This is a genomic window from Hymenobacter ruber, from assembly GCF_054783255.1.
Genome location: NZ_BAAGQX010000004.1, coordinates 942,486 through 968,755 on the forward strand (window position 1 = coordinate 942,486; position 26,270 = coordinate 968,755).

Genomic DNA, 26,270 nt, shown 5'->3' on the forward strand with positions numbered 1-26,270 from the left:
CGGCCGGAAACTAGGTCAGAATCGGCGCGAATCCGAATGCCTCTTCTGTGCCGTCCGGTGCCCATTCCCAAATCTTGCGCAACTGTCGAGCCAGCACAACATGCCGAATGCCGCCCGCAAACTCAACCAGCATATTGGCGTTTTTACCACGAATACACTTGCCAGCGACATTCTTAACGGCGCGGCACGGCTTGCCTTTTAGCGCCTCATCGGTGTGCTTGTCGCCCCGGTAGCAGTAGTAGCTTTTCATGGGCGTTAGCGGTTTTCGGCGGTTAGCCAGCAATTATCAACTGGCGCATCCTTGCACCGCCCGCAATGCTCAACGCATGGCCCAAATTCATTTTGGCATTTGCCCGGCGCATCGGCGCCCCGCCGCTTCTCTAGTTCCTGCAATAGCTCAAGCAACGGGTAGGCGGGGCATGTTATATGGCCAACGCCCACGCGTATTTCGGCCCGAACACAGGCTATCCAATTGGGCAAGTCGGCAGGGGTAAAGGGCTTCTCATTCATGCCCGAATATACGACATAAACACCAGACTAGCAAATGATTGTCACCCGCCACGCCCCGCCTTAAAGGCCTCGTATTCGGGTTGTAATATAGTGGTTATCCAATACTCACAGATATCCGAAAAATGGCCCCGAATCTGGTAACGCACACCTAGCGCCTTATCGGTGTACATCTCTTTCAGCTTCCCATCAACACCCAATTGCACCAACTCCATATCTGCAATCAGGTTCGTACAAGATGCATCAATCAGCACCTGCACTTCGGGCAACCCGCCCGCCAGCACGTAGTTCACAAAGTCGCGCCGCCGCTCCACCTCCGGGTTGCGTTTCGGCCAGAAGCTATCTGACCGGCCATTGAGGCAGCCCGGCACCGGCTTGCCGTCGGTATCGGTGAAGCCATTGAGCGCGGCCAGCACGTCGCCTAGCGCGGTACTGCGCTCATCGCTGGGCTTGCGGGCGCGCATGCTCGCGTCCCCCGTCAGCATCACGGCGCTATCCATCCAGCCGAACGTGCGGCGGTCTTTCAGGAAGGCGTGCCCGGTGTTCCGGAGGCCGCTGTTGGGGCTGCCAATGGCGTACTCGCGGAAGATGCGGAGCGTGCGCTTGCCGCCCTGGGTGCGCTGGTCGTCGTTCTGGCCGCAGAACATGGCGCAGTAGGGCAGGCTGTTGGCGTCCCAGCTTTGCCAGATGGGGAGGGTAGGCAGGTAGTCAATCTTAGCCGTGTGCTTGGCTCGGCTGAACTGTGGATAGAACTCGTTGCCGGTCTGCTTGGTGGCCCAGAGGCCTTTCGCCCATACGCGGTGGCGGTAGGGGTCGGCGGCGGCGTAGGACTCGTACAGGGCAGCCCGTTCCGGCGGGCACCAGCGGTTGTCGGCGTAGGTGGTGTGCAGCACCTCGAACGGCATTTCAATAAGCTGGCCGCTCACGTCGATGGCCAGCCGGCCGCCAAAGCTCAGGTCGGAGCCGTGGCCGGTGCCCTCGAAAAACTTCTGCCACAGCCAGAACGTCTTATAGTCGCCTTCGTGGTCGGGGTTGAAGGAATAGATTTCCTGCAGGTAGGTGCCGGGCTCGGAGGTGCGCAAGCTGCTGCTCAGCACCTCGGCATCGGCCTTGGCTATCTGGTTGGCTTCCTCGTACCACGCATGGGTCGGGTCTGACAAGGACTTGAGCTTGCCGGGGTTGTCCATGCCGTGCGGCACGAAGCTGTTGCCGTTTTCCTTGCACTTAATGCCCAGCGGGGACACGCCCCAGGTGAACAAGTCGTCAATGCCCTCGCGCTCGGCCACCTTCCTGAGCGTGGCCACCATGGAGCCGCCAATGGTGTTGAACACGTTGCGCACCAGCACGCACTTGAAGTACGGCAGCGTGAGGCAGTCGAGTAGCAGCTTGAGGGCCACAAAGTCGCTTTTGGAGCTGTCCCGGCCGCCCCAGAACAGCAGAAACCGGGCGCGGCTGTCCAGGTACGGCCAGAAGGCGGCGTTTACCGCGTCGGGGTGAATCTCAAGCTCAAGCTCCGGGCTCATCGGGCGCGGCGGTTCGGCCACCGATTTTGCGGGTAATCTTGCGCACCGTCGTGGTTTCCACCTTGTCCGTCAGCTTACCGTACACGTCATCCATCACGGCCTTGAAGGCGTTCACGTCGCCCATGCTGGCGGCGGCAATCATGGCCATGGCCATCATCTCCTCGGCCGTGCCTTCAATTTCTTCTCCCTCGGGAAATCCAGCCGATGGCGGGGTTTTGAATTTAGCCGGGGCACTCAAAAACTTCTTCAGCGCGGTGCCACGATTGGGCACGCCGGCGGGCCGGCCGTCGGGATTACCTGACTCGCCGGGCTTCCATTGGTGCTCTTTCGGGGGGCTTTTGTAGCCCACTGCATCTTCTGGCATTTCGCTGTAGATTCCCTGTAGTGATTAAAAGGGGGAGTAGTTGGCCGCGTTGGGGTTGCTGGTCTGGAACGTGCTACGGCCGGAGCCGGCGCGCAACAGACTGCTACGCCGTGCGGCGCGGGTTTCTTTGGTGCCGGCGGAGCTGGTGCCGCCTTTTGCTGAGCCGGATGCCATGGGTTACGGGGTTGATTCCGGGGCAACTTCTGCCCACAGCGCCGAATGACGCAGGGGCTTGGTGCCGCGCAGGGGTTTGTTGTGATTGATAACGCCGTAGCGCGTGAGGATGCGCTGCTGGTAGGCGTGATTGAAGTCGTAGAGGGCCGGGTTCTCTTCCAGCATGAACTGCTCAATGTTGCCGGAACTGCGCAGGTTGGCGCTGCCGTGCATCACGACCTTGTTGCCCTGCAGCGTCTCGAAGATGCAGAGCTTGCAGTGCGTCCCGGCGGCGGCGTACTGAAACCGGTTGTCGAGGTCCAGCTGCTCCAGCGCGTAGGGAACCAGGCCGTGCAGCTCGTGGGAGTGCTGGCCGGCCGATATGATGAGGCTCAGCTTTTCGATGTGTCCCGAGTCCATCAGCCCGCGCAGACTGTCGATGTTGTTGCGGCTCAGCGAGTAGGTGCTGATGGTCATTTCGACCGCCTGAATGTGCTGCTCCCGTAGCAGGGCCTCGATGAAGTCGCCGAAGATGAAGCCGCCCGATACCATCTGGTAATGCCGGCAACCGGGGGAAAGCGCCATGCCGCGGGCCATGTCTTCCGCCTTCGCGTAGTTGGTCAGCTCCTCCGGCACGTCCTTGCAGGCGCGGGGCGCACTGTAGCGCGGCTCGTCGAAGATGCTGGGCATGGTGTCGGGGTGAAGGCCCGAAAAGGCATCCTGGTTGAAGGTGAAGTCGGCTTTGAACCCTGTGGCCATGCTACAAACCTCCCTCCATGGCCCGCGCAGCCGAAACCGGCCACTGGAATACCAACTGCCCCGGCAGCGTCAGCGGGTGCAGGCCCCGGCGGCGCTTGCCCGTGCGCAGCTTGGGCTTGGCCGTGTACACCGGCGGCACCAGCACCAGGGGCGGCCCGCCGGTGGGCAGCAGTCCGCGCAGTACCCGGCTGGCGGCGGTGGCTTTGGCGGTATCGGCCTGGGCCAGTTTGCCGAAGCCCATGACTTTGGCCAGCACGTCGAAGGTGCGGGCGTCGTTGAGCTTGGGCTCGGGCTCGCGGTTGTAGAGCGCATTGCCCGCGCCGTTGTAGGCCATTACCGCTTTGGCGAAGGCGGGCAGGTCCTGGGCGTCGAGCAGCAGCGGGGCGATGGCTTGTTGTTCCTCGGGGCTGAGGAGCATCAGCAGCTCGGGCACCACGTCGGTGAGGCGTTCGAGGCGGGTGATGGTTTGCCGGTCGGCGGCGGCTTCGCCCAGGGCACGGCCGTAGCGGTCCGTGGCGGGGCCGAAGGCAGCCAGGCACAACGCTTCGATGTGGGCCACGCGGCGGGTGAGGGTCGGCAACAGGGCGCGGTAGGCTTTGAGCAACCGGGATTCGAGCACAGCCGCGCTGCCAGAGGTAGGGCAGCCGGCCAGCGGGGCGCGGCGCGGGGCAAGGGTGGTAGCGGCCATGGTTTCGGGCTTCGGGGTGTGCGTTCGACAACGCAAAACACCGCCCGCCCCGAAACGAAATAGCTATCAATCGCCTGCCAAAGGCACACGAAGCCCTCAGATGGGCCACAGGCTGAACCTGTGGGGTTCTCCGGCAATGGGCAGCAGCGCATACCGGCCGGGCGGCGGACCCTCAGACGGGGGAACGCGGAAGCGCAATTGAGCCAGCTTATCGGGGTGCGCCGACAGCACCGCGCAGCTGCCCGCGCTCACCTCCCACAGCTTGGGCTGGCGGCCGGTGCGTACCGGGGCCGGGGCATGCAGGCATAGCCCGTCTTTGAAATCCGCCACCAATCCCGAGCCCTCCGCATTCAAACAGCTAAAGCCGTCGGCGTACACCGTAAGCGTGGGCACCGCCCGCGGCAATACGGCACGCCGCACCAGCCCCGGCTCCCATCCCTGCCCAGGGGTTGGGGCGGGGTGGTGGGGGTGTAGGCTGGGGGCTCCGTGGAAGGCGTTGGGGGTTTGCATGTTAGGCGGTTATTATTCGGCAAGGCGGATATGCGTCACATCGGCAGACGGGATAACGTCGTGATTGCGGGCATGGAAGTAGCCCGCATTGGGCCAGCACTCCAAATGTTCCTTGCCATCTGTGGTGCGCACATCATAGAATTCCTTTTCGTATTCCCCGATAAAGGGGAGCCAAGCGGGCCGGGCTTCGGGTGTTTCGCTCATGGGGCAGTGGCGAAATAAGCGAGTGTGCAGGACAGGGCCGTCGTAAGCCCGATAACCAGGGCGACTACAACGGGAAAGTCTTCAATGATGGAATCTAGAAACTGGGTGATTTGGCTCATGGCTTAGGCGGGTATATCGGTGAGGGTGGCTAGTACGTGGGGGCGGGGTGGGCATAGCCGGGGCGGGAGGCGGCCACATGCTTGCAGATGGCATACTCCTGGCCCAGCTCCGGCCACGGGGCGGCCGCCAGCCGCTGCGGGTCGCAGGCTTGTTTGCATTCCCGCTCGATGGCGTTCATGCGCGCGTACAGTTGGCTGTCCAGCATTCGGTGAAATCGCTGGGGGATGTAGGTGGGGAGGTAGTCGGTGTAGTTGGGCATAATTTAGGCGGGCTGGGTTCCGGTTGGTAAATCGGTGTGCGGATAACGGTGCGCTGGACGGGGCTATTTGTTGTAATAAGCCTTGGCCAACTTGCTGGGATTCAAATCCAACGGCACCCCGTTAAACTTGTCGCAAACCGGGCATTTGATATAGTCGCCGTCCCGGTCGCTGGAAACATCGGCTTTGGTCACCTCCATAACCGAATGGCATTTAGCGCAAGTGAGGCGGGCGGTGGCGGGCGTGTATTCGCGGCGTTCGATGATTTTCATGATGCAGTCAGGATTTTAATGGCTTCATCAGCCGTGTGAACAATGTGGTAAGCGGAGCCGCGCCACGAATCCCGAAAGGCGGCCTCGCCCTCGGTCAGCTGGCGCTTGCTCGGTGGCTGCGAAGGGTCTTTCACCTCCATCAGGAAGGTTTTGCCCCGATAGCCCACCAGCAGGTCGAAGCAGTTCTTCAGCTGGTGCAGGTGCAACACACTGGCCCCAATCCGGCGCACGGCGTTCACAATCTCCGGCTGGTTACTGTCAACACGGGCAACGGTTCGCATAGATGGGCGGATTTAGTTGATTTTATCGCTCAGGAGCGACGAACGCCGCCCGGCTGGGGGTGTCTTCGCTATAGGGGTGGCGGGGGTGGGAGAGGGGCTATTCATCGGCGTTTTTTTCGTACTCAAATCCCATCCGTTCGCAAAGCGCCTGCTTCAACTCGGAAAACACTGCCGTATGCGCACCAAAGGAGTTGAGGTATTCAATTTCATCCAGGCAACTCAGCAACACGTTCACGCTATCAGCGGGCAGTTTCACCGAGACGGTCTTTCTGCTGGCCTGCCCTGTGCCTTTACAGGTTCGGCAGTAGGTGCAAGCATCGCGCTGGCTGCGACGGTCGGCTGACAGCACCACGTAGCGACGCTGGCCAAGCCCACGGCACTTGGGGCATGTTACTTTGAATCCGCTCATGATGGCACCTCCTTCCCGGCTTCTTCTCCCTGTATGGGGGCCGCCGCCGGGGCATCTTTCCCAGCACACAGGTTGCAGCCTACTTCATAACGGGCCTGCCAGTCAAGCGTTTTGCATCGATTACAGTGGTCGCCGTTGGCCCAATATTGCTCTTCAATGGGGGATTGTTCGGGGGCCGGGGCACCAGACAGGTCAATCTTGCAGATGTTGCAACCGTAGTTGGGCACCATTTCTTCCCAGTTCGCGCGGTCGCAGTTGGGGCAGAACTTAGCCTGCAATTCGACAAGTCGGGCCCGCAGCCCCCGCAGTTCCTCACACAACTTCTGATTCTCTAGCAGGAGGCCCAACTTGTCAACCTCCTGTTCGTCTTCTGTGGCGATCAACGATTCGGCTTTCTCGGCACGGGCTAAGGCGGCTTCGGCTTCCCCGAGGCGGTGACGGAGGGTGGCGGATTCGGCCAATAGCTCGGCAACAAGGCCTTCCACGTCGTCGGCATCGTAGCCGCCTTGCCCACTGTTTTCGCCAGAGGCGGCATAGAACGGCTCATTCAGGCGGGTGTGCAAAAGATGCTTCGCTGCGGTCACGGCGCCTCCTCCTGTACCAGCCAGGGGCGGGAGAGGGGTGGCGATTCGGGTGAATGCGTGGGTTTGGCCGTCTACTGAGGCGGCATAGTTGGCGGGCTCTTCCATGCTGTGAATTTACGAAGGGTTTAGGTATTTAACAAATTATCAGACAACTATTTATCCACAAAATAGCCCGGCTTTTGCCCATTCTTCGGGCGGTGTCTGGTACTACTGGGAGGGAGTGGGCGGGCGGGGGCTAGAAGGGTGCTTGGTCGGTTTCGGCTACCGGCGTCGGGCCAAACCGGATGCCCACGGCAGGCGCGGCGGCAGCGATGTTGTAGGGGCTGGGCTCATGTTCAAACTGCGAGGCGGCCGGGATGCTGCGCTCTTTCCAGGTGGGCGTGGGCGTGGGCGGGGCCTGCGTGAGGGCCACCAACTCCGGTGCGTAGATGCTTTGCACGGCGGGGGCGGATAGCGGGGTGATACCGTTGAAGGTGTAGCGGGCGGTTTTCCAGTCGAATTCAATCAGCACGTCGGGGTTCTCGCTGTCCTGCCCGATGCTGCCGGGCTTGGCGCCCATGCGGCGGTGGGACTTGATTTTGTGGTTGTAGAAAGCCACGGCCGGGTCGTTGCGGGACTTGTGGACGTTGGGCCGGTAGATGGCGTTGATGCAGTGCATCATGTCGTCCCACGTTGCCCCGCCCGATACCCCGTCGCTATCTGGCACGGCCCGGGCTTCCCCCCGGGGGCGGATTTGGCCTTTGGGGTGGGCCACGATGTTCAGGTAGGCCTGGGTTTCCACGCTCCAGTCGGTGAAAGCCCCCAACTCTTTCACCAGGTAGGGCTGGAACCCGCCGGCGGCCTGCATCCCCGAATGGTCGCACTTGTTCCAGGGGTCGAGCACGAAGTGCGAAATGCCCCGCTGGGCCCGGGCCGACTCGAACACATCGAGGATATGGCCCGGCGTCTTTCCGTAGGTTTTGGGGCACACCACCACGTAGATGAATTCGCGGATGTACTCAGCCGCCCGGTGGTAGTAGGCCCGGGGCAGGTGGCCCGGCACTTCGGGGTCGGGGTTCTGCCCGGTCAGGGAATGAATCAGCGCGTCGTAGAGCGATTCTTTGGGCATATCCTCGGGGGCAAACAGCAGTGACTTGCGTTCCCCAAACACGGCTTGCAGCAGCAGCAACTGGCGCATAAACTCCGACTTGCCCGACCCCGGCCAGCCCGTCCAGAGGTTGGTATAGCCCGGCATCCACTTGAAATGCGCGTCGAGCTCGGGCACGAAGGTGGTCGCGCCCCGGGGCCGCTGCTCGGGATAGTCGTAGTAAAACGCCATCTTGTCCCACGTGGCCCCGTCGAGCGATTGCACCGCGTGGATGGGGTCGATGCGGGCGGGCTCCACCGGTTGCGCGGCGAAGTCGGCGGCGGGGCTCAGGTCAGCGAAGGGGTTGGATTCGGGCGCGGGCATGGGAATGCGGGGTTGTGGGCCAGGGAAGGGTTTTGCTGGATGGCGTGGCAGCGCAGCACGCGGGCTTGCAGGGCCAGGAAGGCAGGGGTGGGCGGCGGGTGGAGCAACTGGTGCACGGTGGCCCCGAAGCTGACGGCGGTTTCCAGGGCGGTTTCCAGGGCCTGCACATGGCGAAAGCGGAAGGACTGCTTGGGGTCGGCCAGGTCGATTTTGCCACGCTCCCGTTGGGCGTAATCCCGAAGGGGCAGCAGGGCGGCGCGGAATTGGGCGGCGCGTTGGACGTAGTCGCTCATGGCTAGTTGACTTGGCCGATGTGCTGACCGGTAGGCATCTGGCCGTCGTTGCGGGCGTGGCGAGCCAGGTTCCGCGCTATCATGTCCGCGTGCAGCTGCGATTGGGCGGCTTGTTCGCGGGCCAGCGCCTCGGGGGTTTTCTCAAACCGAATGGCCTTGTCCGACTGTTCCAGGGGCACGACCCGGGCAGCAGGCTTGATAAGGCCGGTTTTGCTGGCCTTGTCGTTGTTGATGTACTTCTTCACGAAGTTCTGGAACTGCAGCACCCCGGCTTCCATCCCGGCCGATTCGGCCGTCGTGCGGATTTGCTTGCGGTAAAATTCAATGTCCAGGTCGTGCGGCGTGTAGCCCAGCCGGTCAATCACGATGGCGAACAGGCGCGGGTCATTGAGCATCGGCACGGTGGCCGCCGTGAATTGGTCGTTGTCGGCGGCGAGCAGCCCAGCTACTTCTTTGGGTGTTTTGGCTGGCACCTCAGGTGGTGTCGCCGTCGTCGCCTCCTCGTGCGGTACTACGTCAGTAGTACTAGAAGATGAAGTAGAAGATAAAGAGCTTTTTTTGGGTTCGGTTTGGGTTTCGCCAGAAAAACCCAGGCCTTTTGTTTGGGTTTCGTTTGGCTTTCCCACCGCTTTCTTTGGTCGGCCGCCATTGCGCCCATTATCAGCCTGTTTGGTGCGGAAGGCTTCTTGCTTGCTTCGTTCTTCTTCGAGTCGCTTGTGAATCAGACGGCCCGGCTGCGTGGGCGACTTGATGAACAAGGCCAGCGCGGGCTTAATCACTTTCACGTCGGCGTACTTGCACATGGCCGAAAGCAGAGCCGGGTTGGCGGGGATGCTGCCCTCGCGCCAGCAGTAGTTGAGCAGCCGAACGTAGGCCGCTTCGGATTCGAGGGAGAGCAGCGTTACCCGCTCGTCGGCCAGGTATTCGGCCGGGTACCATTGAAATGCGGGGCTCTTTATCATGTGGGAAGGGTTGGATTCTTCATCCGAAAAGCGGCGTAGTAGGAAGGTTCAAGCCGGCGCATCACGGCCATTTTTGCGGCCCAGGCCAGCGGGTATTGCCGGGCGTAGGCGTGTTTGTTGTTCTCCCACATTTCGTGGCACCGGCGGCACTCTAAATGAATGTTGGCCGGGTTGAGCTTGTGGGCGGGCCATTGCTTTTGGGTCAGGCAATGGGAATGGTCGAGCGGGCCGGGGCTGCCACAGGCCAAACACCAGGGCGATTCGGCGGCATCCACCGCCTTGTACACCCTGGCTTGTTCCACCCGTCCGGCCCGGTGGGTAGCGGAGACAGGCGCTAAGCGGGAGTGGCGCTGCAGGGGCTTGGTGCCGCGCTTGAGGCGGGAGTTATGCTGGTTCATGCCGCTGCCAAATCGGGCGTGAACAGGGAAGGCGCAGCGGCTTCGGCCTGCAATCGGCCTTCGGCCAGCTTGATATACCCGGCGTTTTGCTCAATGCCGATGTACTGGTATCCTTCCCGTACAGCGGCTATGGCGGTAGTGCCGCTGCCCATGAACGGGTCTAGGACAATGCCGCCGGGGCCAACGCTGCACAGGATTCGACGAGCCAGGGCCAGCGGGAACGGAGCCGGATGATTCTTGCTAGGCTCCGGGGCGATGCGCCACACGTCAGTATAGGCGCTGGCATTGCGGTTGCGCAGGTTGAAAGCAGGGCCAGCAAACACCATTATCCATTCATGCGAGGGGCAGAAATGGGCGGGCGACATATTTACACCCCACGTAGTATGCCAGATAACGACTTGGCGCAGTGGCAGGCCCGGGTTGAAAAGCGTCGGCAACTGGATTTGCTTTTCAAACGGGCGGGGCTTGTGGTTGTAGAAAATAGCCCCGGTCGGCTTGATGACACGCCAGCACTCGACGAGCACGGCCTGTTGCCATTCCACGTACTTCGCAAAGGGCATGTTATCGTGGTAGCCCTCGTAACCATCCATGAAGCGGGGCAGCAGTCCGCCCCCGTTGGTGGTTTCCGCCTTGTTATAGGGTGGGCTGGTAATCACGAAGTCCACGCAGGCATCGGGCATCTTTCGCAGTTCGTCGAGGCAATCGCCGTGGTGAATGATATTCGTTGTCATGCTTTCCAGAAAATAAGAGGTGAAGGGGCGGCTCCCGGTAGGTGGGGAGGGCTAGGCGAACAGGCTTTTTTGGACAATCCGGGCTTGCTGCTGGCTCTTTCTAAGGGCTGAAATCAGCCGCAGGTCGTTGGTCGTTTTCTTGACGTGGCAGCCGTGGCAAAGCAGTTGGTAGTTGTCTAACCAGCGCCCGCCGCCGCCCAGCGCCACTGCTAGCTTGTGGTCTACTTCATAAGCCGTGGCCTTCTCCCCGCAGTGTTGGCAGCAAATCGGCTCGCCAGCGGCGCGGTGTTGCCGCTTGAGCCAGTTGCCAATGCTTTTTGTGTCGCCCAACAGGATGCCTTGCACAGCATAGCAGAACCAAGTGCATTCTTCAGAGGCCCATTTTCGGCGGGGCGGCCGAATCGCCTCCCCGCACCCGCAGGCACAGAAGCCGGGCGGGGTGGCAGGGATAACGTCATCGGCTGCCAAATCCTGTCGGCGGCTGAACGGGCGTATTTTGCCGCGCTCCTTCAGGCGGGCCAGTAGGTCGGTGGGGTCGAAGGCCAGCACGGCCTTATGGTAGTCGGCAACTGAATCGTACGGCATGGCTTAGAAAAGACAAACCCCGTCCATCCAGCCCCCACAGGCCGAACAGAACGGGGTGTCTAAAGCCGTGCTCAACAGAGAGCCGGCGGGGTTAAGACGGTGCGGGTCGTGTGGGCGACCGTGGGCGACGTGTTTGCCTCCCTGCTACGTTACAAATATAACGGTTATATATGTAACGGTAATACGACTAACGGCAATTCTTTACCTTTGCCCAAATTATTTTTTCAGCCAGTCCACTATGCCCAGCCTGACCCCAGCCATAAACTCCTTTCTTGCCCGCTTGCGAACCGTTAAGGAGTATGCTGTATTAGAGGGCATTAGCGTGGTGCAAGTCCACCGCCGAATCAATGAGGGCAAGGCGGAAGGCTTGAAGATTCGCGGGCACCAATTCGTGGTGCTGGCCCTGGCTCCGAACCAATCTGACGCCGCCCCTTCCGCTCCTGGGAACACCAGCGCAGCCGGCTAGGCAGCGGGGCGGGAAGCGGCTACGGGTTGAGGCGCAGGCGCGGCCCGTGTTTGCCGTAAGCCGTTGGTGCTGGCGGCAGAGGCAACAGCAGCACGGCTTCCGGCCAGCGGCGGCGCACCGTCGTAGCCAATGCGGCGACCGGGGCGTAAGTAGCGGGCGAGGGGGCCGCTTCGTAGGTGGCAACGGCTTCGCTGAGCCGGGCGGCATATGTGGCAGCGGGCAGCATCAGGCGTAGACCGAGTTTTTGCGGGGCTGATAGTCGCTGTTCACCGCGTTCACGGCCGAGGAGTAGCCGGTGCTGACCAGGGGCCGCTGGGCCGGGGGCGGGAAGCAGTCAAGGCGCGGGCGGGCCACATCGGCGGGGCCGGAATCGGGCAGTCGGCGGGCGGCGCGGTTGGGGCGGCGTACCTGCATGGCCTTTTCGCCCCGGGCCTTCAAGCCGGTATCGATGGCGGCCAGTTCGGCTTTGCGGTGGGCGCTTTTCTTCTCGTTGATGGAGCCGTACAGGCCAATTTTAGCCAAGTGTTCGCGGCGGGTTTGCAGCCATTCAACTGAGTAGGCGGCGGTGTTGATTTCAGGATGATACTGGTTCATAACGGCTTCAGGTAAGAGGGTTAGGCTGGTAGGTGAAAAGGCCCCGCGCTACAGCGGTTGGAAAGTCTTCGCGGGCAAAGGGGGAGGGTGTGGAGAGCTGGCCGGGGCGGGCTACTTTTTGCAGCATCCACCCCATTGCTTTGGATTTGGTGGCCTCGTAGAGGGTGCCGATGGAATCGGTGTAGAAGCCGGGCGGTGGCTCGGCGCGGGCTTCGGGGGTGGGGAAGCGGTTCAGTGCGCCGGGGGTGGCGCTGGAGTAGGCGGGGCGCTTCATGCGGCTTCGGACTCAGCAATCCGCTCTTTTATCTGCGCCAATGCCTTGTCGGCGCGGGCCTGCGTCCAGCCATTCAGGGCCGTGAGCACGTTGGCCCGGGCTTCATGCGTGAAGCAGGGGTGCGCTATCAAGGTGATAACCTCCCTCTTTTGGGCTTCCGTAACCGGCGGCTTTGTTTCGACGGCAGGGGCGGCGCTGGCCGCATTCCCGTCATCGTCCCCATCAATGCGCAGGCCCAAAATGGCGACCAATGATTGCCGCTTTGAATAGGTAATGGCGCTGCCCAACGCCTGCGGGGTGTTCTGCACCGGGCGCATGGTCATACTGGCCTGCATCCATTCGCCCGACTTGTGCAGCAGGCGGGTGGTAAGCCCGTCCCCATCGGGGAACTGCACAAAGCCCAGGCCGCACTCGCCCAGCGGGGCGGCAATGCCTTCCAGGATATGGGCGAGGCTGGCGTATTTACTGGCGCTGCCATTCGGGCCGGATTTAAAGGCCGGGTTCTGGCTGTTCTTACCAATAACCAGCGCCTTTTGATGGAAGCAGAGTAGGGCAGCGGTGATTTCGGTGGTGGTGGCAGACGTTTCCATTTAGCGGGCAGTTAACACAGTAGGCGCGGCGGGCTTCTGCTTTGGCTTGAAAAGGGAGAAGCGGGCGTCGATTTCCGCGTAGTTCAGCCACTGGCTATTGATGAACCACTGCCGGAACGGGCGGCCCTCGGCGGGGCGGAAGTCCTCGATGGTGCGGGTCACCTTGCTTTCGGTGAGCGATTTCAGCACAGTGCCGATGGTTAGTTGGTCAGCAGTCATTTGGCAGTAGTTAACACAGTAGGCACGGCCGATTCGGCGGCAGTGGAATGAGATTCGGGCTTGCTGGCGACACAGCCGGCCGCCAGCAGGGCCAGCAGCACCAGGGCCAGCAGGCGGGGATGCTTCGGGGCAGCCGGCAGTTCTTCGGGGGCGGGCTGGTAGTAGTCGTTGCGGTCGCGGGCTTCGGAGATGCTACGCATGGGTGCCGGCTCCTTTCTCCGTTAGTGGGGCGGTGGGCAGGGCGGCTTGATAGGCATCGGCCAACCCATGCCAAGCAGCTTGCATTCGGCTAGTCCACGTTTTCGGGTCATCGCCTGGGTGGGGCAATTCGTTGTCGCCCCGAAGGGTTGCGACTTCCAATAGCTCTGCAACTGCATCCATCAGCGCCTCATCGGCCTGCCCTGCCACGTCTCCTCCTACTGGAGCAGAGAGAGCGGCCGACCGATTGGCAAATGATTGCACCAGTAGACGCAGGGCCATGTCGCTGCCTTCGCCTTCGTTGGCAATGTGAACTTCGGTATAGCCTTGCATTACAAAGTCACCGCCTTTCCAGCCTTCATAGGTTGTGCCCAGTGCCGACTTAGCGGCAGCCAGCATGTCGCCAACGCTGATGTTTTCGGTCGGCTCAAAGGCCAGCTCACTGTAAATGCCGCGCCACGAATGCGGGTTGTGAAAGCCGTGCTTTACAACAATAGAGGGGTCTTGCTTCTCGAGGGCGGTAATTAAGTCGTGTAAATCCATGTTCTTTGCGGCTGTTTAAGTGAAGTGATTGAGCGGCCCGCCTCTGATTCAGGCGGGCCGTGTGGTTAGTGGGCGGCGGCGGGGTCAGTCGCCGCAAAAGCAGCTTATGCTAGGCGCTTTGGTGAGCACGTCCAGCGGTATCAGCGTTTGGGTTTTGGCGCGGTGCATCAGGTCTTTCATGCGGTGTTCTTTGCGGAAAGTGCCCTTGGCTACTTCTTCCACGTCGGCCCACCACTGGCCGCGCTCGGGCTCCCGTTGCAGGTCGGCCAGGATTTCTAAATAGCCCTTCTGAAAGCAGAGGTCGCAATTGGATTGGTGGGGGGGCAGGGCTAAGTCGAATGGCTGGTTGGCCCAGAAATTGAGTATCATGGGCTTGGTTACCCGACCCCGAACCAGCGGCAGCACGTTGTACATCCGATTGGTTTCCTCATCCTGCAAGTGCCAGCGGTGGGGCTCATCATGCCGGATGCCCACCAGGTTTTCGTACTGTTCGTAGTCGCCGGTTTTCTTGATAATGGCCTTGCGCTTGCCGACGTTGCGCACGGTTTGAAGTCCGTGGCCCTGGCTGCGCATGAAGGCCTCGATTACCTTAATTTTCAGGTCAACTGTGCAAAAGCGGGCCAGCGCGTGAGGGAGGAACAGGCGACTAAAAAGTCGCCTGTTCTGAAGCATTTCCTCAAATACCTCTCCGTTGCGCTTGGCCGTTTCGTAGCTGACGCGCTTCCATTTGTTGAAGCGGCAGTATTCGAGCCAGATGAGCGGCACCCCTAGTTCCGTTTCTTGGCGGTGTAGGAACTCGTACGTTTCTTCCCGCTCCTTACTTGTGTTGCAGAAAATGACGTAATCGTTCGGGCCTAGCCCTTTTTCCATTTCGCGCAGCGTTAGGTAAGCCGACGTGCGGCCACCGCTGTTGCTGATTACTCGTGGGGTTTCGGGCATCATTGGAGTAAGTGAAAAGCGGTTTAGAAAAGCAGCTCGGGTTCATCAAGCAGCGGGCAGGCGTAGCAGTGATAGGCCAGCGCCTCGGTGGCATCGCAGAAGCGCCCGCCGGCCGTGTCGGCTTCGTGGTCGGCCTGGGTGTAGTCGTCGTAGTCGGGCATGGCTCAGGCGGTTTGCTGCTGGCGCTTCTGCTGGTCGGCTATCTGGACTTTCTTCACGACCTCGCAGAAGTCGGTGTAGGTGCGGGCGGTGAGCATCTTGTGCCGGGCATCTTCGCGCTCGTCGGCATCCCAATCGCCCCGCAGCTGGCGCAACACGTCAAGCGTGGCCGTGCTGCGCTTGTTGATGGCCACCCGGCGCTTGGCCTCGGCAATAGCGTCCGTTTCCGTGGCGGCCGTGGTGGTAATCGACTCACTCAGGCCTTTGCCCGACACGGTGAGGGAGTAGCGCAGCACAGGCAGATGCAGCCCGTTGGCTTTGCCGGAAATGGAGGCTTCTACCGTGAGGCCGATAAAGGCCAGCCCGGCTTGGCGAAGAAGGTTGTTGCAGTCAGACATGACGGTTAGCGGATAAGCGGGTGGGGAAGGGCGGCGGCGGTTGCGGCAGCATGGGCGGCTTTCACGGCCGCTATCAGGGCGGGGCGCAGGCCCCAGACAGGGCCGTGGTAGGTGAAGTCAGCGGGCACTTTCATGCTTTCCGCTGCATGAAGCCCGTGGTGCGCTCCTGCCGGTCGCAGGCGGCGGCGTGCGACTGAGGCAACTGGCGCTGCAGGTCCACCAGCGGGTCAGTGCCCATGCCGGTGCAGTACACGTTGTCTTCTTTGTCGCGGGCCTCGATGTTCATGTGCAGGCCGGTATTGTCGGATTCGATGAAGCAGACCGGGCGCAGGCCGTGCGGGGCGCAGAGGCTGATAGCGGCTTCGGTGTAGGCTTTCACGGCATCGGTGAGCGGCGAAAGGGGGCTGTAGTTGCCGGCGGGGATGGCGGGCATCATGGGATAGGAAGGCGTCTGCATGGCTACAGGCTGAATGAGTTGAATAACTTGGCTGTTTTGGCAGCAGCCTTGCCCATTTTCTTGGTTGCTTTAGAGGCGGCGGCTTCGGCTTTGCGCAGCTTGTAGCACTCGCAATAGGAAAGCAGCATTCCCTCGCCCACGGTCATTACTTCGACGGTATCGCCGTCTTTGATGTGGGCGGCGAATCCCTGCTGGCTGTCGGCATCTTCTTCGCACCACGGGAAGGCGGCCTGTGTAATCCAGCCCTTGCAGGTGGGGCAACTGGCTACCTTTACCTGCAGCTTTTGGCGTTCTTGCTCGGTCATGGCTTCCAGTGATTAAGCAGAGAGGGAAGAGGCGGCCTGCGTGAAGCGCGTGAGGCGGGCGCGGCGGTGGTAGAGGTAGTAGGGCACTTCCTCTTTGTAGCGGGGCTCCTGCATCACCAGGGCCGCGCCTTGAGCTTCGACGTGATGCTCTTTGCGGCCGGGGAAGTCAGCAGCCGCCAAGCGGGCCACTACTTCATTGAGTTCGGCGAGGTTGACGCGGGGTTTTTCAATTGGGTCAGTGTTGATTTTCATGGTAACTTTGCGGCTGTTGAAATGAGAGTTTTGACAGTGGTTTACAAGGCTCGTCGTGTCCGCGGCGGGCCTTGTGTGCGTTTAGGAGGGGCTAGGCGGGGCCGCCGTGGGCTTCGATGAAGGCACGCACTTTCCAGACGGGCACGTAGGCGTACACGTCTTTGAAATCGCCGCTGTGCCGATTGTCTTTGTGTTGCAGCCAGTCCGCGCCGGGGTCGGCAGTCGGAAAGCCAACCTCCACGGCGGAGTAAGGCGGGTTGTTTTCGCGCGGCGTGCAGTAGTGGCCTTCGCTGGCCTGCACGCTGAGCGTCGTGCCGTCTTTGCACTTGACAGGGCTATTCACGAACCACGTCCGCTCGCCTGCTTCGGGCTGGCGATACATCGGGGCCACTGGCATGCTGATGATTTGTTCCAGCGAAAGGCCAGCGCTGTAAACTATGGGGACTTGAATGCGAGTATCTTGGGGCATGGCGTTGAAATGAAAAAGTGAACAGTGATTTTTGGCGGGCTTCGTGTGTATGGGGGAGGCTAGGCGGGGAGGGAAAGCAGCCAGTTGCGGATAGTTTGCCACTCTTCGTTGCGGCATCCTGATTCCACGTAGAGGTGCATAGGGCTGTAATTGTGGGCGTTGCGCTGCATGAATCGGCGCGCGGCAGCCTCGGAAAAGAATACCTGAATGGTTTGGTCTACCTCCTTGTAAGGGCAGCGGCGAAAATTCTCCGTCTCGGTGGTGTAGTCCTTCCGATAGCGCGCCTCCATTAGGTTGGCCGTGCTCTGGCCGGCTGGCTCGCTTATCCGCTTATCAATCCACACTACCCCATCCTCCTCTTGAAAATCAGACCCGTACACACGCTCCTTGTGGCGCACCTCATATTGCGGGTGACTGGTTATGTGCCAAGAATTATCCTGCTGTTGCACCTGCTGGGCAATCGCAAGTATTTCGGCAGGGATGGCGGCAGCGGTCTGGTTACTCATAGCTTCTTCTGGGGCTAGTGCCGCACGAGCGGCGGCGGGGTGGGGGTGGCGGGAGTGCCTTTTGATACGACAATATTATGCAAGAAGTTTTGAACGTGCAAGAAAGATATTCAAAAGTTCGGGCATATACGGTCAAATGTTTCCCACGGGCTTCTTATACCGCTTTTGCAGGTACTGTAATCCCTTCCCGGTTACCCGCGTGGTGCCAGCAATTCGCTCGCCCTTTTCGCCAGCCTTATAATGTTGCGGCTCAACCTCGAAATGCCCCGCATCAATCTGGCTTTGGTACGGCTCGTTGTTGGCTTGCAGGATTCTATCGGCCCGCAGCATCCGAAACAGCTTGTTGCGGCCAACGCCGGGCAGCTTTAGGTACTTGGCGGCGGCTGACATGGGCACGGAGTTGGCGGCAATGGCTACGGCCTCCGCAAATTCAATCTTTGGCCGGGCCTGCTCAAGTTGGGCCGCCGATACACTGGCTTCTGCCAATGCCTTGCGCTTTCCTTCCTCGGCATCGGCCCAGGCGCGGGCAGCCGCTACCGGGTCGGAGAAATCGGGCATGTTGCCCCGCAAGATGTTCTTAATGGCCTTCCGGCAATTCACGTACACCTCAAACACCTCCCGGTTGGCCCGCACAGCAAAGTATTCGGCACAGGAGGTGGTGAGGCTGTATTCTTCTTCGGGCCGGCCGCCTTCGGGGTTTTCCTGAACTTTCAGGGAAACTTGATAATCAACGCCTTCGACAAACGTTTTGCGAAGCGCGGCCACGGCATTGTCCTTGCGCGTGTAGCCAATGCGCCAAATGCCGCCCGACATGGTAACCGGGAACTCTTCGCCGCTATCCTCCGCCGCGAAAACCGTATCAAAATAGTGCCGCAGCTTGTCGGGGGCGGTCACATCGCCGTTGGCGAGGGTGATGAGTGATTCCATAAGATTATGCCGTTTGAAAGGTTTGCTGACGCTTTTCAAGAAGTTTTTTCAGGGCGGGAATTGCCTCCCAATACACCGTGCGCTTGTTGACGGCCATTTGCAGCTTAGCCCGGTCAATGTTGGGCGTAAGTAGCGCAGCCTCACGCGAATAGTCGCGGCCTCCGGCCTTTAGGTCGGGCAGCAGTTTGTCCATAACAGCGTTGAATTCATCGCGGCCTTCTGCTTTGGGTATTGCCATTATAGGAAAAAGTTTATTGTATGTTCAAAAAGTCTTGTACCTTCGCAACGTCAATCGCGTAAGCTTATTGCTTACTGACTACGCAAAGCTAGGCAATAAGTTTTGAACGCGCAAGAACTTTCACACTGTCTTCACCAACCTCACACTTTATGGAACCCCAACCGTTAACTGCGGCGCAACGGGTGGCCCGGCTCATTGAGGAGCTGGACATCACCCCGTATGAGTTCGGCAAACAGACCGGGCTAAGCCACCAAACCATTTCCAACGTCCTGACCGGGAAGAATCGCCCGAGCCTCGATACGCTGGAGGCCATCGCGGACCGTTACCCCGACACAGCCGTTTGGCTGCTGACCGGCAAAGGCGAGCCGCGCACCGGCGTAAATCCAAAGATGGATTCTGCCGCCCAACTCCCGCCCGCCGTGCCCAGCGAGGCCAAGCCCGCCCCCGGCACCCTGCGCATCAACCGCGAAGGGGAGGACGGCAACTACTGGAAGCAGATAGCCGCCGAACGGGCCGAAACCATTGAGTTGCTCAAGCAGCTGCTGACCCCGCAGTTTCCGGGCCTGGCCGACGCGCCGGGAAAGAGCGTCTACGGTGAGTACGCAGCGGTTGCGCTGAGCCCCGAGGTGGGGTTCCAGCAAGCCGGCCGCCAAGTCACCCACATGCGCGTGGCCCCGGGCCACCGCTACGCGTGGGTCGATGAGGCGCTGGCCCAACCGCTCACCGTGGAAGGCTACCTCCTAAAAAAAACAGCCTAACGGGTCCCAATTCGGGTTCCTGGCTGGTTAGGCGGGCGCTAAGCTGCTAAAGACCAATCCGGTACGGCCAAAAGACTTCGTTCTAACGTGGCCACCAAAAACCCCGTTTCCAAGCTGGAAACGGGGTTTTTTATTTCATCTGCCATTAGGCAGGCTTTGTACTGGATTAAGGAAATGTAGGCACCAGTGAATATCGGGCAGAAGAGTGCTTTGTAAATGATATTTATTCTATATATTATATATAAATTATTAATGCGGGTAAGTTCAGAGGTATAAAACCCAATGCTGCTGCGCTGCCGTATAGGCTGGATAACAACTATTTCTCTCACTCCAACTCCCACCACCATGAACACGAAACCATTCTTTGCGGCCCTCGCCCTCACCGTGGCCTGCTCGGCCACCGCCTTCGCGCAGGACATGAAGACCAAAAGCGACGACGAAAAGACCAAGACGAAAGCCGACGGCATGACGACGAAGACCAAAATGGCCGACGATGGCAAGATGAAAGTGAAAGGCAAATCGGACGCCGGCGATAAGATGAAATCCAAAACCACGCCCCGCAAAGGCGATATGGCCATGACCGGCGACGCCATGAGCACCACCAGCACCGGCGGCGTGATGGTGGGCGGGGCCATGATGACCCCCGACAAAGACATCGTGGACAATGCCGGCGGCAGCGCCGACCACACTACGCTGGTAGCCGCTGTGAAAGCTGCCGGCCTGGTTGAGACCCTGAAAAGTGCCGGCCCCTTCACCGTGTTCGCTCCAACCAATGCGGCTTTCGATAAGCTGCCCGCCGGCACCGTGAACTCGCTGGTGACGCCCGAAATGAAGCCCACGCTCACCAAAATCCTAACCTACCACGTAGTGCCCGGTCGCCTCACGGCCGCCGACCTCAAAGATGGCCAGGTGCTGACCACCGTGGAAGGCGAGCAGCTGACGGTGATGAAATCCGGCAGCGGCGTGATGCTGAAAGATGCCAAAGGCGGCATGGCCACCGTGACCATCCCTAACGTAATGTCGAGCAACGGCGTGACCCATGTAATTGACACCGTGCTGATGCCGGCCAAATAAATCAGCCAAATCGGCTTTCTCCACCCCAACAAAAAAAGCCGTCCGGATTGTCCGGGCGGCTTTTTTTTGTTGATTGACAAATGCGGGCGGGGCTATTCCAGCACCAGCTTTCGTCCGATGGTGCGGCCGTCGGCCAGGGTCAGGCGGACGGTGTAGAGGCCGGCGGGCAGTGCGGGCAGGGGCAGGGTGGCGTTGCCGGCCTGGGCCGCGGGCTGCTCCCACACCACACGGCCCAGCGCATCGAGTAGCGCGGCCCGCGCAAATCCCGGCCCGGCGATGCTTACGGTACCGTGGCCGTGCCCGGCAGAGGCGGGGTTGGGGTAAAGGCTGTAGGCAGCGGCGGTGCGGGCGGCGGTGGTAGCGGTGGCCACGTTGTTGGTCATCACGGGGCGCATCATGAGGGCGCCGCGGCCGGAGGCGAAATTGGTGGTGTCCCACACGCCGGCGTTGTCGCGGCGTACCAAGTGCTGGGCCGGGAAGCTGCTATTAAGGTCGAGGCCGTAGGGCAGGATGCGGCCGGCCGAAGTGGAGGGCTGCGAAAAGCCGACGTAGAAGATACCCGATACCGGCACGGGCTGGTCGAAGTCAATTTGATAGTACTGCCAGCCGCTCGAAATAGTGGCCGCGGCCGGGATGGTGGCCGTTTTGGACGCCCGGGGAGTGGGGTCGGGGCGGCCGTTCAAATCGCCCCACACGCTGATGGTGACGGGGCGGGCATCAAAGTCGAACGTCCGGTTGCCGGCCGCCGCCGTGGAGCCGGGGTACACTGGGTACAGGCGCAGGCCGCGCACGTAGTCGGGCTGGTTCAGGTCGAAGCGGTAGGCGAAGGCCGACTGCTGGCCGGTGGGGTAGGGCAGCAGGTTGGTGAAGCTTTCGGCGGTGCCATCATCATAAGCGTAGTAATTAGCCAGTTCCACATCCCGATAAATCGTGTCGTTGGAAAGCGTGAGCGGGTTTTGCTCCTGCGAGTTCAGGGCCATGGTATAGCGCAGGCGCTTGGCATCGGGGGTAGCGGGCAGGGCCACCGCGCTGGCCGCGCCGGTCACGGGCGTGAGGCGGGGCAGCGTACCCAGCGGTAGGCTGCGTTGCAGCCAGTTTCCCAGCACCGGGCCGGCCGGCAACTGCTGCACGGTGCCCAGCACGTTCACGTTGAGCGGGGCCAGGCTGCTGCGCAGGTTGCTGTAGTTCACGCCCAGGCTGGCGGTCAACTCGCTGCTGGGCGGCGAGGCGGCGTTGAATTGCCAGACCGGCATCGAGGCAAACCGGCGCAGAGGGCTGCGCATTCCGCCCGAAGGATTGCCGCCCGTGAGGCCACCCCCGGCCCCCGAGTCCAGAAATGTGGTATCGGCCAAGCCGGCCGTGCGGCCCCGGTCCAGCAGGATATAGTCCACGCTCCAGTTGTCGTGATTATCGGAGTTGTTGCCGCTGGCAACGAACATGAACTGGAAGTTGCCGTGCAGGTATTTGGCCTGGTCCAGCAGCACCACCTGTTGCCGGAAGCCGGTGCGCACGCGCTGGGCATTGTACACCCAGACCTGCTCCCAGGCGTTGGCATCGGTTTTTACAAACAACTCCAGCCGCACGGGCGTGGTGCTGCCGTTGGCGTTGGGCGCGCTCACGATGCTGCCGGCCTGCCAGGCAAAGCTGAGCGCCACTTTGTCGTTGGCCGTGAGGCCACCCAGGCCAATGGGCTGCGACACCAGGGAGTCGATGGGGCCATACACGCTATTGACCTGGCCGCTGTAGCTCTGGCCATTGGCACGGAGGCCATCGAGGGTAGCGGCCCCGCGGGTAAGGGGCTGAATGGCCAGGCGGTTGCTCACAAACGCGCCGCCGGTGGGCACCCATTTCAGCGGGTTGGGCGCACCGTTGAGCGGCGTGGTAAAGTCGTCGAAGAAAGGCAGAGTCAGTGCCGCAGTGCCGCGCAACTGGGCGCGGGTGGCGGCCGCGGGCGCGAAAGAGGCCCGGCCCGGGTCGGCCGATAGGGGCTCGGATGGGGAAAGCTGGGCTGCAGCCGTGCCCGCACTCAGCAGCAGCGCCGGCAGTAAAAGCCGGGACAACGTGTGGAATCGTGTCATCATAATAGTTAGCAGAAGGTTGAGAGCCTAACGACCAAAGCGTCCGGAAAAGTGCATTACGACGAAGCGGTGCCCCGCGCCGCCGTCCCGGCGAAAAAAGCTGCCCGGGTGCGGCGACGCAAAGCACCGCTTTGCGCTGAAAATTAACAGCTTATTTTGCCACCCAGATATCCACCAGCTGGCCCATCCGGATGGTGGCATCGGGGCCGGCCACGGGGCGCTGGCGCACCACCGTGCCGGCCGTCTGGCCTTCTTCGGCGGGCTGCTCAAATACTTCGCCTTTTTGCAGGCCCTGGCCTACGAGCAGCGTGATGGCTTCATCCTCGGGCATGTTGATGAGGTTGGGCACGGCGAAGGTCTGGTTGCCCTGGCCGTCGCCTACCACGAGGTCGACTTTAGTGCCTTTGGCAATGGGCGCACCGGGCGCGATTTCCTTGCCGTTTACCAGCTGCTTCAGCACCGCGCCGGAAGCCAGGTCGGGCACCAGCTGAATCTGGCCCACCACGAGGTCGTAGCTTTTGAGAATGAGCATGGCATTCTTAGAAGAGCCGTCGGTGAGCTTGGGCATTTTAATCACCGGCGGGTTTTTCATGCTCACCTGCAGGTAGATTTTACGGCCTTCCTTCACCTTTTCGCCCGGCGCGGGGTCCTGCACCAGCACGGTGAAGGGGCGAATGTTGGGGCTGTAGCTGGAGTCGTCCACGAAGTAGTTGAGGTTGCGCTCATCGAGGTAGGCTTCGAGGTCGGCCACGTTCATGCCCGTCACTTTGGGCACGGTGATGGTTTCGCCGTGGTGGGTGCTCACGGGCAAATACACGTAGAAAAAGCCCAGCACGAGCAGCAGGCCCGCCACGGCAATGAGCACGAGGTGCTTCACAACGTCGAGCGGGGTATTGGAGGTGAGGAAAGCCATTTAAATTCAGTGAACAGTTAACAGTGAGCAGTTAACAGATATGGTTGGTTAGGAAGAAAAAAGGCACAGCGTTGGGAAATGGTGAGCCATTGCGTATTGATAACTGCTCACTGTTAACTGTTCACTGCCTTCGCCGCCCGCTCCTTGCCGAACTCCAGAATCCGGTCGATGAACTGATACGGCGTGTAGCCGGCCAGCGCCGTCTGGTGGAAGATGCAGGTGGCCGGCGTCATGCCCGGCAGTGAGTTCACCTCGATGATGAGCACCTCCACCTCGCCCTCCTGGCGCACGCGCACGAAGGCGTCAATTCGGGCGTAACCCTGAATATCGAGCACCTCGGCCACGCGGCGCAGCACGGCCTTCACCTCGTTCGAGATGCGCTGGCGCTCCACGGGGTCCACGTCGTAGCGGGCGGGGGTGATGTTCTGGCCTTCGCCAGCCAGGAATTTCTCCTCCAGGCTCAGCACCTCGCCGGTAGCCAGGGCCTCGCTGGCCTCAAATACCTCAATGTCGAGCAAGCCGTCCTCATCATAGGAAGTCAGCAGGCCGCCCGTGATTTCGAGGAAATGCGCGGCCCCGTCGCGGCTGATGAGGGTTTCGACCAGGAAGGCATCCTTGCGCGGGAATTCCTCCTTGAAGCCCAGGCTCAGTACCTCGGCCGGGCCGGGCATCAGGTCTTCTTCGGTGCGGAAGATGAGCTGGCTGAAAGCTTCCAGCTCCGCGCGGTTCTTGATTTTCTTCACCGCCGAGGAGCAGCCGTCGTCGGCGGGCTTGGCGATGAAGGGGTAGGGGAACTGCGTTTCGAGCGAGCGGTAGAAGCTTTCGGCGTCGGCCTGCCATTCCAGCTTGTTGGCCATGCGGTGCTCGGCCACTAGCAGGCCAGCTTCGCGCAGGCGCTTGTTGGTTTCGAACTTGTTGATGGTGACACTGCTGCTGGCCACGCCCGAGCCGTTATAGGGCAGGTTGAAGCGTTCCAGCTCCTGCTGCAGCGCGCCGTCCTCGCCGGGCCGGCCGTGCAGGGCGATGAAAACCTCATCCACCATGTCGGCCAACTCCTCGAACGAGATGCGACGCGGCTGGGCCAGCGCCTGCCCGGCGTAGGTGCTGGTAATCACGCTGGCCTCCTGCCGGATGCGGGCCAGGATGGGGTGCGGAGCCTCGCCGGCTTCGGCGTGCTCGATTTTCTCGCGGATGTCGTCGGCGTTGTCCTTCAGCATCACGTTGATGGGCAGCACGTAGAGCTTGTGCTCCTGCGCCGAGCCCGTGAGGAACACCGGCACCGGCGCGTACTTGGCCGACGAGCTCAGCTTCTCAAAAATATTGCGCCCGCTTTCCACCGAAATGTGGCGCTCCGACGAGTAGCCACCCATTATCACCGCTACGCGGATGCGCTCGGTGGCCTCGTGCTGACGGCCAGCCACGGCCGTATCCAGCGTGTTGAGCAGCGTTCCTAGCTTCACCGGGCGCAGGCCGGCGCGGCGGCGGGCCGCCAGCGAGGTGCGAATGAGGTAGGTGAGAAACTGGCTCGGGTTCAGCCCAATCTCAGCCGCTTGGTGGAAGAAGAACGAGGCCGGGAGCATGCCCGAAGTCGTGTTCGGGTCATTCAGAAACAGCCGGCCATCGTGCCCCACAAACCCATCCAGACGCGCATACACCTGGAAGCCGAAGGTGCGGAACATCTCCTCGCAAGCCTCGCGGATTTCCTGGATTTTGTCCTCCGGCAAGTCAATGGGCGTGACTTTGCGGGCCAGGCCGGGTAGGTATTTCGAGCGGTAGTCGAACATCTCCTCGCCCTTCACAATCTCGGTGGGAGGGAGGGCCAGCGGTGCGCCGTCGGGGTCTTCCACCACAATGCACGAGAACTCGCGGCCGGCCACGAAGCTCTCCACCAGCACCTGAGTTTCGCCGTCGATGTTGGTCAGGCGCACTTCCTCGGCCGTTTCCAGCCGCTCATTCAGGGTGAAAAGCAGGGTTTCGGGGTGGTAGATGGGGGCAGCGTCGTCATCAAGAACCACAGGCAGCCCGATTCCTTCGCGGATGTCCGTGAGGTGCTGCACCCAAGCAATCTGGTCCTGCTCGCCGAGGCGCTGCCAGTCGGCCCGCGTCACGGTTTTACGGAACAGGCTTTTGTCGATGGCGGCCTCAAATTTGGCTAAGTCATCGGTTTTCAGAATACTGACACCGATGCTGGAGCCCTGGCGCGGCGCTTTCAGCACCAGCGGCAGGCCCAGCTCGCGCACCAGGTAGGCGAGGGTGGCGGCGTGGTCGGTACGGTCCCATTCCTCGGCTGTGATGACGCGGAAGTCAGGCGTGGGCCGCCCCAGCGCCTTAAGCAGGTTTTTCTGCGCGATTTTATCGATGCCAAACGCCGAAGGCAGAATGCCGGAGCCCGAGTACGGAATGCCCAGCCACTCCAGCATGCCCTGGATGGCGCCGTCCTCGCCGCCCGGCCCGTGCAGGGCCAGAAAGGCAAAGTCCATCAGCAGCGGCAGCTGCTCGGCGTCAATTTTGCGGCCCACTTTGGCAATGGCCTCGAACTTCTCGTCGTGGCTCAGCTCGCCCAGGCTTTCGATGTACACCTGCAAATGGTGCAGCGAGGGCGGCTGCGAGCTCACCGGCGGGTAAAAGTCGCGGATGGTGCCCTTGTAAATAAACTGCCAGTCGAGCAGAATAAACTGCCCCAGGCTATCAACGAAGATGGGCATGGGCTGAAACAGCGCCTTGTCCAGGTTATCAAACACGGTGCGACCGCCGGCGAAAGAAATTTCCCGCTCGCGCGAAGTGCCTCCGAAAAAAATACCGATTTTCATAAGTGTGGCAAAGGTAAGAACCCGTAGCGCGGACTTGCAGTCCGCGAGTGAAC

At 61.1% G+C, this 26,270-nt stretch carries 42 protein-coding genes; 2 read left to right on the top strand and 40 right to left on the bottom strand.

The features are described 5' to 3' along the window. Window positions 1-10: 10 nt before the first annotated feature. From ACYVM5_RS14670 to ACYVM5_RS14850, 37 genes are all read right to left on the bottom strand, one after another. Window positions 11-250, bottom strand: coding sequence for a hypothetical protein (locus ACYVM5_RS14670; protein ID WP_460618855.1), 240 nt, complete (start codon window positions 248-250; stop codon window positions 11-13). 301 nt (window positions 251-551) lie between these two features. After that, complete coding sequence (locus ACYVM5_RS14675) at window positions 552-2,030, bottom strand: phage terminase large subunit (RefSeq protein ID WP_460618856.1); 1,479 nt, start codon at window positions 2,028-2,030, stop codon at window positions 552-554. Then, window positions 2,014-2,394: a DUF5681 domain-containing protein gene (locus tag ACYVM5_RS14680; RefSeq protein WP_460618857.1), complete on the bottom strand. Its 381-nt coding sequence runs from the start codon at window positions 2,392-2,394 to the stop codon at window positions 2,014-2,016. Before ACYVM5_RS14680 ends, ACYVM5_RS14675 begins: the two co-directional genes overlap by 17 nt. 24 nt (window positions 2,395-2,418) lie before the next feature. Further along, window positions 2,419-2,568 (bottom strand): hypothetical protein, encoded by a 150-nt coding sequence (locus ACYVM5_RS14685; RefSeq protein ID WP_460618858.1) that lies wholly within the window; start codon window positions 2,566-2,568, stop codon window positions 2,419-2,421. A 3-nt stretch (window positions 2,569-2,571) separates the two neighbouring features. Beyond that, window positions 2,572-3,306 (bottom strand): hypothetical protein, encoded by a 735-nt coding sequence (locus ACYVM5_RS14690; RefSeq protein ID WP_460618859.1) that lies wholly within the window; start codon window positions 3,304-3,306, stop codon window positions 2,572-2,574. A 1-nt stretch (window position 3,307) separates the two neighbouring features. Then, window positions 3,308-3,994 carry a hypothetical protein gene (locus ACYVM5_RS14695; protein ID WP_460618860.1) on the bottom strand — a complete coding sequence of 229 codons (687 nt, stop codon included), beginning with the start codon at window positions 3,992-3,994 and terminating at the stop codon, window positions 3,308-3,310. A 96-nt stretch (window positions 3,995-4,090) separates the two neighbouring features. Then, a complete protein-coding gene (locus ACYVM5_RS14700; RefSeq protein ID WP_460618861.1) occupies window positions 4,091-4,504 on the bottom strand; it encodes a hypothetical protein in 414 nt (137 codons plus the stop codon). Window positions 4,505-4,516: 12 nt separating this feature from the next. Then, window positions 4,517-4,708 (bottom strand): hypothetical protein, encoded by a 192-nt coding sequence (locus ACYVM5_RS14705; protein WP_460618862.1) that lies wholly within the window; start codon window positions 4,706-4,708, stop codon window positions 4,517-4,519. A 148-nt stretch (window positions 4,709-4,856) separates the two neighbouring features. After that, entirely contained in the window at window positions 4,857-5,033 is a 177-nt protein-coding gene (locus tag ACYVM5_RS14710) for a hypothetical protein (protein ID WP_460618863.1), read from the bottom strand. A 117-nt stretch (window positions 5,034-5,150) separates the two neighbouring features. Next, entirely contained in the window at window positions 5,151-5,357 is a 207-nt protein-coding gene (locus ACYVM5_RS14715) for a hypothetical protein (RefSeq protein ID WP_460618864.1), read from the bottom strand. Beyond that, a complete protein-coding gene (locus ACYVM5_RS14720) occupies window positions 5,354-5,638 on the bottom strand; it encodes a hypothetical protein (RefSeq protein WP_460618865.1) in 285 nt (94 codons plus the stop codon). The genes ACYVM5_RS14715 and ACYVM5_RS14720 overlap by 4 nt, the downstream gene beginning before the upstream one ends. 97 nt (window positions 5,639-5,735) lie before the next feature. Beyond that, window positions 5,736-6,047, bottom strand: a complete 312-nt coding sequence (locus tag ACYVM5_RS14725) for a hypothetical protein (protein ID WP_460618866.1) — start codon at window positions 6,045-6,047, stop codon at window positions 5,736-5,738. After that, the gene (locus tag ACYVM5_RS14730; protein ID WP_460618867.1) at window positions 6,044-6,736 is read right to left on the bottom strand and encodes a hypothetical protein; all 693 of its coding nucleotides are present in this window, start codon (window positions 6,734-6,736) and stop codon (window positions 6,044-6,046) included. Before ACYVM5_RS14730 ends, ACYVM5_RS14725 begins: the two co-directional genes overlap by 4 nt. Before the next feature lie 130 nt (window positions 6,737-6,866). Further along, complete coding sequence (locus ACYVM5_RS14735) at window positions 6,867-8,081, bottom strand: hypothetical protein (RefSeq protein ID WP_460618868.1); 1,215 nt, start codon at window positions 8,079-8,081, stop codon at window positions 6,867-6,869. Beyond that, window positions 8,045-8,374: a hypothetical protein gene (locus ACYVM5_RS14740; RefSeq protein ID WP_460618869.1), complete on the bottom strand. Its 330-nt coding sequence runs from the start codon at window positions 8,372-8,374 to the stop codon at window positions 8,045-8,047. The genes ACYVM5_RS14735 and ACYVM5_RS14740 overlap by 37 nt, the downstream gene beginning before the upstream one ends. A 2-nt stretch (window positions 8,375-8,376) precedes the next feature. Next, window positions 8,377-9,336, bottom strand: a complete 960-nt coding sequence (locus tag ACYVM5_RS14745; RefSeq protein WP_460618870.1) for a hypothetical protein — start codon at window positions 9,334-9,336, stop codon at window positions 8,377-8,379. After that, entirely contained in the window at window positions 9,333-9,734 is a 402-nt protein-coding gene (locus ACYVM5_RS14750; RefSeq protein ID WP_460618871.1) for a hypothetical protein, read from the bottom strand. Before ACYVM5_RS14750 ends, ACYVM5_RS14745 begins: the two co-directional genes overlap by 4 nt. Beyond that, window positions 9,731-10,465 (bottom strand): DNA-methyltransferase, encoded by a 735-nt coding sequence (locus tag ACYVM5_RS14755; RefSeq protein ID WP_460618872.1) that lies wholly within the window; start codon window positions 10,463-10,465, stop codon window positions 9,731-9,733. The genes ACYVM5_RS14750 and ACYVM5_RS14755 overlap by 4 nt, the downstream gene beginning before the upstream one ends. Before the next feature lie 51 nt (window positions 10,466-10,516). Beyond that, entirely contained in the window at window positions 10,517-11,050 is a 534-nt protein-coding gene (locus tag ACYVM5_RS14760; RefSeq protein WP_460618873.1) for an HNH endonuclease, read from the bottom strand. 485 nt (window positions 11,051-11,535) lie between these two features. Further along, on the bottom strand, window positions 11,536-11,742 hold the full coding sequence (locus ACYVM5_RS14765) for a hypothetical protein (protein WP_460618874.1): 207 nt from the start codon (window positions 11,740-11,742) through the stop codon (window positions 11,536-11,538). After that, window positions 11,742-12,110, bottom strand: coding sequence for a hypothetical protein (locus ACYVM5_RS14770; protein ID WP_460618875.1), 369 nt, complete (start codon window positions 12,108-12,110; stop codon window positions 11,742-11,744). The genes ACYVM5_RS14765 and ACYVM5_RS14770 overlap by 1 nt, the downstream gene beginning before the upstream one ends. Before the next feature lie 7 nt (window positions 12,111-12,117). Continuing rightward, complete coding sequence (locus ACYVM5_RS14775; protein ID WP_460618876.1) at window positions 12,118-12,384, bottom strand: hypothetical protein; 267 nt, start codon at window positions 12,382-12,384, stop codon at window positions 12,118-12,120. After that, complete coding sequence (locus ACYVM5_RS14780) at window positions 12,381-12,974, bottom strand: ERF family protein (protein ID WP_460618877.1); 594 nt, start codon at window positions 12,972-12,974, stop codon at window positions 12,381-12,383. Before ACYVM5_RS14780 ends, ACYVM5_RS14775 begins: the two co-directional genes overlap by 4 nt. Continuing rightward, a complete protein-coding gene (locus ACYVM5_RS14785; protein WP_460618878.1) occupies window positions 12,975-13,193 on the bottom strand; it encodes a hypothetical protein in 219 nt (72 codons plus the stop codon). It abuts the gene before it with no gap. Beyond that, on the bottom strand, window positions 13,190-13,393 hold the full coding sequence (locus ACYVM5_RS14790; RefSeq protein WP_460618879.1) for a hypothetical protein: 204 nt from the start codon (window positions 13,391-13,393) through the stop codon (window positions 13,190-13,192). Before ACYVM5_RS14790 ends, ACYVM5_RS14785 begins: the two co-directional genes overlap by 4 nt. Beyond that, window positions 13,386-13,934, bottom strand: coding sequence for a hypothetical protein (locus tag ACYVM5_RS14795; RefSeq protein ID WP_460618880.1), 549 nt, complete (start codon window positions 13,932-13,934; stop codon window positions 13,386-13,388). The genes ACYVM5_RS14790 and ACYVM5_RS14795 overlap by 8 nt, the downstream gene beginning before the upstream one ends. Before the next feature lie 84 nt (window positions 13,935-14,018). Further along, entirely contained in the window at window positions 14,019-14,876 is an 858-nt protein-coding gene (locus tag ACYVM5_RS14800; protein ID WP_460618881.1) for an adenine nucleotide alpha hydrolase family protein, read from the bottom strand. A gap of 20 nt (window positions 14,877-14,896) precedes the next feature. Beyond that, a complete protein-coding gene (locus ACYVM5_RS14805; RefSeq protein ID WP_460618882.1) occupies window positions 14,897-15,034 on the bottom strand; it encodes a hypothetical protein in 138 nt (45 codons plus the stop codon). Between the two features lie 3 nt (window positions 15,035-15,037). Continuing rightward, on the bottom strand, window positions 15,038-15,430 hold the full coding sequence (locus tag ACYVM5_RS14810) for a hypothetical protein (protein ID WP_460618883.1): 393 nt from the start codon (window positions 15,428-15,430) through the stop codon (window positions 15,038-15,040). Between the two features lie 5 nt (window positions 15,431-15,435). Next, window positions 15,436-15,564: a hypothetical protein gene (locus tag ACYVM5_RS14815; RefSeq protein WP_460618884.1), complete on the bottom strand. Its 129-nt coding sequence runs from the start codon at window positions 15,562-15,564 to the stop codon at window positions 15,436-15,438. Next, window positions 15,561-15,887: a hypothetical protein gene (locus ACYVM5_RS14820; protein WP_460618885.1), complete on the bottom strand. Its 327-nt coding sequence runs from the start codon at window positions 15,885-15,887 to the stop codon at window positions 15,561-15,563. The genes ACYVM5_RS14815 and ACYVM5_RS14820 overlap by 4 nt, the downstream gene beginning before the upstream one ends. Window positions 15,888-15,889: 2 nt before the next feature. Then, window positions 15,890-16,192 (bottom strand): hypothetical protein, encoded by a 303-nt coding sequence (locus ACYVM5_RS14825; protein WP_460618886.1) that lies wholly within the window; start codon window positions 16,190-16,192, stop codon window positions 15,890-15,892. 12 nt (window positions 16,193-16,204) lie between these two features. Continuing rightward, on the bottom strand, window positions 16,205-16,444 hold the full coding sequence (locus ACYVM5_RS14830) for a hypothetical protein (RefSeq protein ID WP_460618887.1): 240 nt from the start codon (window positions 16,442-16,444) through the stop codon (window positions 16,205-16,207). A 91-nt stretch (window positions 16,445-16,535) separates the two neighbouring features. Next, window positions 16,536-16,913 carry a hypothetical protein gene (locus ACYVM5_RS14835; RefSeq protein ID WP_460618888.1) on the bottom strand — a complete coding sequence of 126 codons (378 nt, stop codon included), beginning with the start codon at window positions 16,911-16,913 and terminating at the stop codon, window positions 16,536-16,538. A 59-nt stretch (window positions 16,914-16,972) separates the two neighbouring features. After that, a complete protein-coding gene (locus ACYVM5_RS14840) occupies window positions 16,973-17,419 on the bottom strand; it encodes a hypothetical protein (RefSeq protein ID WP_460618889.1) in 447 nt (148 codons plus the stop codon). A 132-nt stretch (window positions 17,420-17,551) separates the two neighbouring features. After that, window positions 17,552-18,346 carry a phage antirepressor KilAC domain-containing protein gene (locus tag ACYVM5_RS14845; protein ID WP_460618890.1) on the bottom strand — a complete coding sequence of 265 codons (795 nt, stop codon included), beginning with the start codon at window positions 18,344-18,346 and terminating at the stop codon, window positions 17,552-17,554. 4 nt (window positions 18,347-18,350) lie between these two features. Next, window positions 18,351-18,539 (bottom strand): hypothetical protein, encoded by a 189-nt coding sequence (locus ACYVM5_RS14850; protein WP_460618891.1) that lies wholly within the window; start codon window positions 18,537-18,539, stop codon window positions 18,351-18,353. 194 nt (window positions 18,540-18,733) lie between these two features. Here ACYVM5_RS14850 and ACYVM5_RS14855 point away from each other — a divergent pair, with 194 nt between their 5' ends. After that, a complete protein-coding gene (locus ACYVM5_RS14855) occupies window positions 18,734-19,342 on the top strand; it encodes a helix-turn-helix domain-containing protein (RefSeq protein WP_460618892.1) in 609 nt (202 codons plus the stop codon). Between the two features lie 570 nt (window positions 19,343-19,912). Then, entirely contained in the window at window positions 19,913-20,416 is a 504-nt protein-coding gene (locus tag ACYVM5_RS14860) for a fasciclin domain-containing protein (protein ID WP_460620189.1), read from the top strand. 92 nt (window positions 20,417-20,508) lie between these two features. On the opposite strand, the gene ACYVM5_RS14865 is transcribed toward ACYVM5_RS14860, so the two are convergent. From ACYVM5_RS14865 to ACYVM5_RS14875, 3 genes are all read right to left on the bottom strand, one after another. Then, window positions 20,509-22,497, bottom strand: a complete 1,989-nt coding sequence (locus ACYVM5_RS14865; RefSeq protein ID WP_460618893.1) for a T9SS type A sorting domain-containing protein — start codon at window positions 22,495-22,497, stop codon at window positions 20,509-20,511. A 148-nt stretch (window positions 22,498-22,645) separates the two neighbouring features. Continuing rightward, the gene (locus ACYVM5_RS14870) at window positions 22,646-23,407 is read right to left on the bottom strand and encodes a PASTA domain-containing protein (protein ID WP_198075881.1); all 762 of its coding nucleotides are present in this window, start codon (window positions 23,405-23,407) and stop codon (window positions 22,646-22,648) included. 113 nt (window positions 23,408-23,520) lie between these two features. After that, entirely contained in the window at window positions 23,521-26,217 is a 2,697-nt protein-coding gene (locus ACYVM5_RS14875; protein ID WP_460618894.1) for a D-alanine--D-alanine ligase family protein, read from the bottom strand. Window positions 26,218-26,270 lie beyond the last annotated feature (53 nt).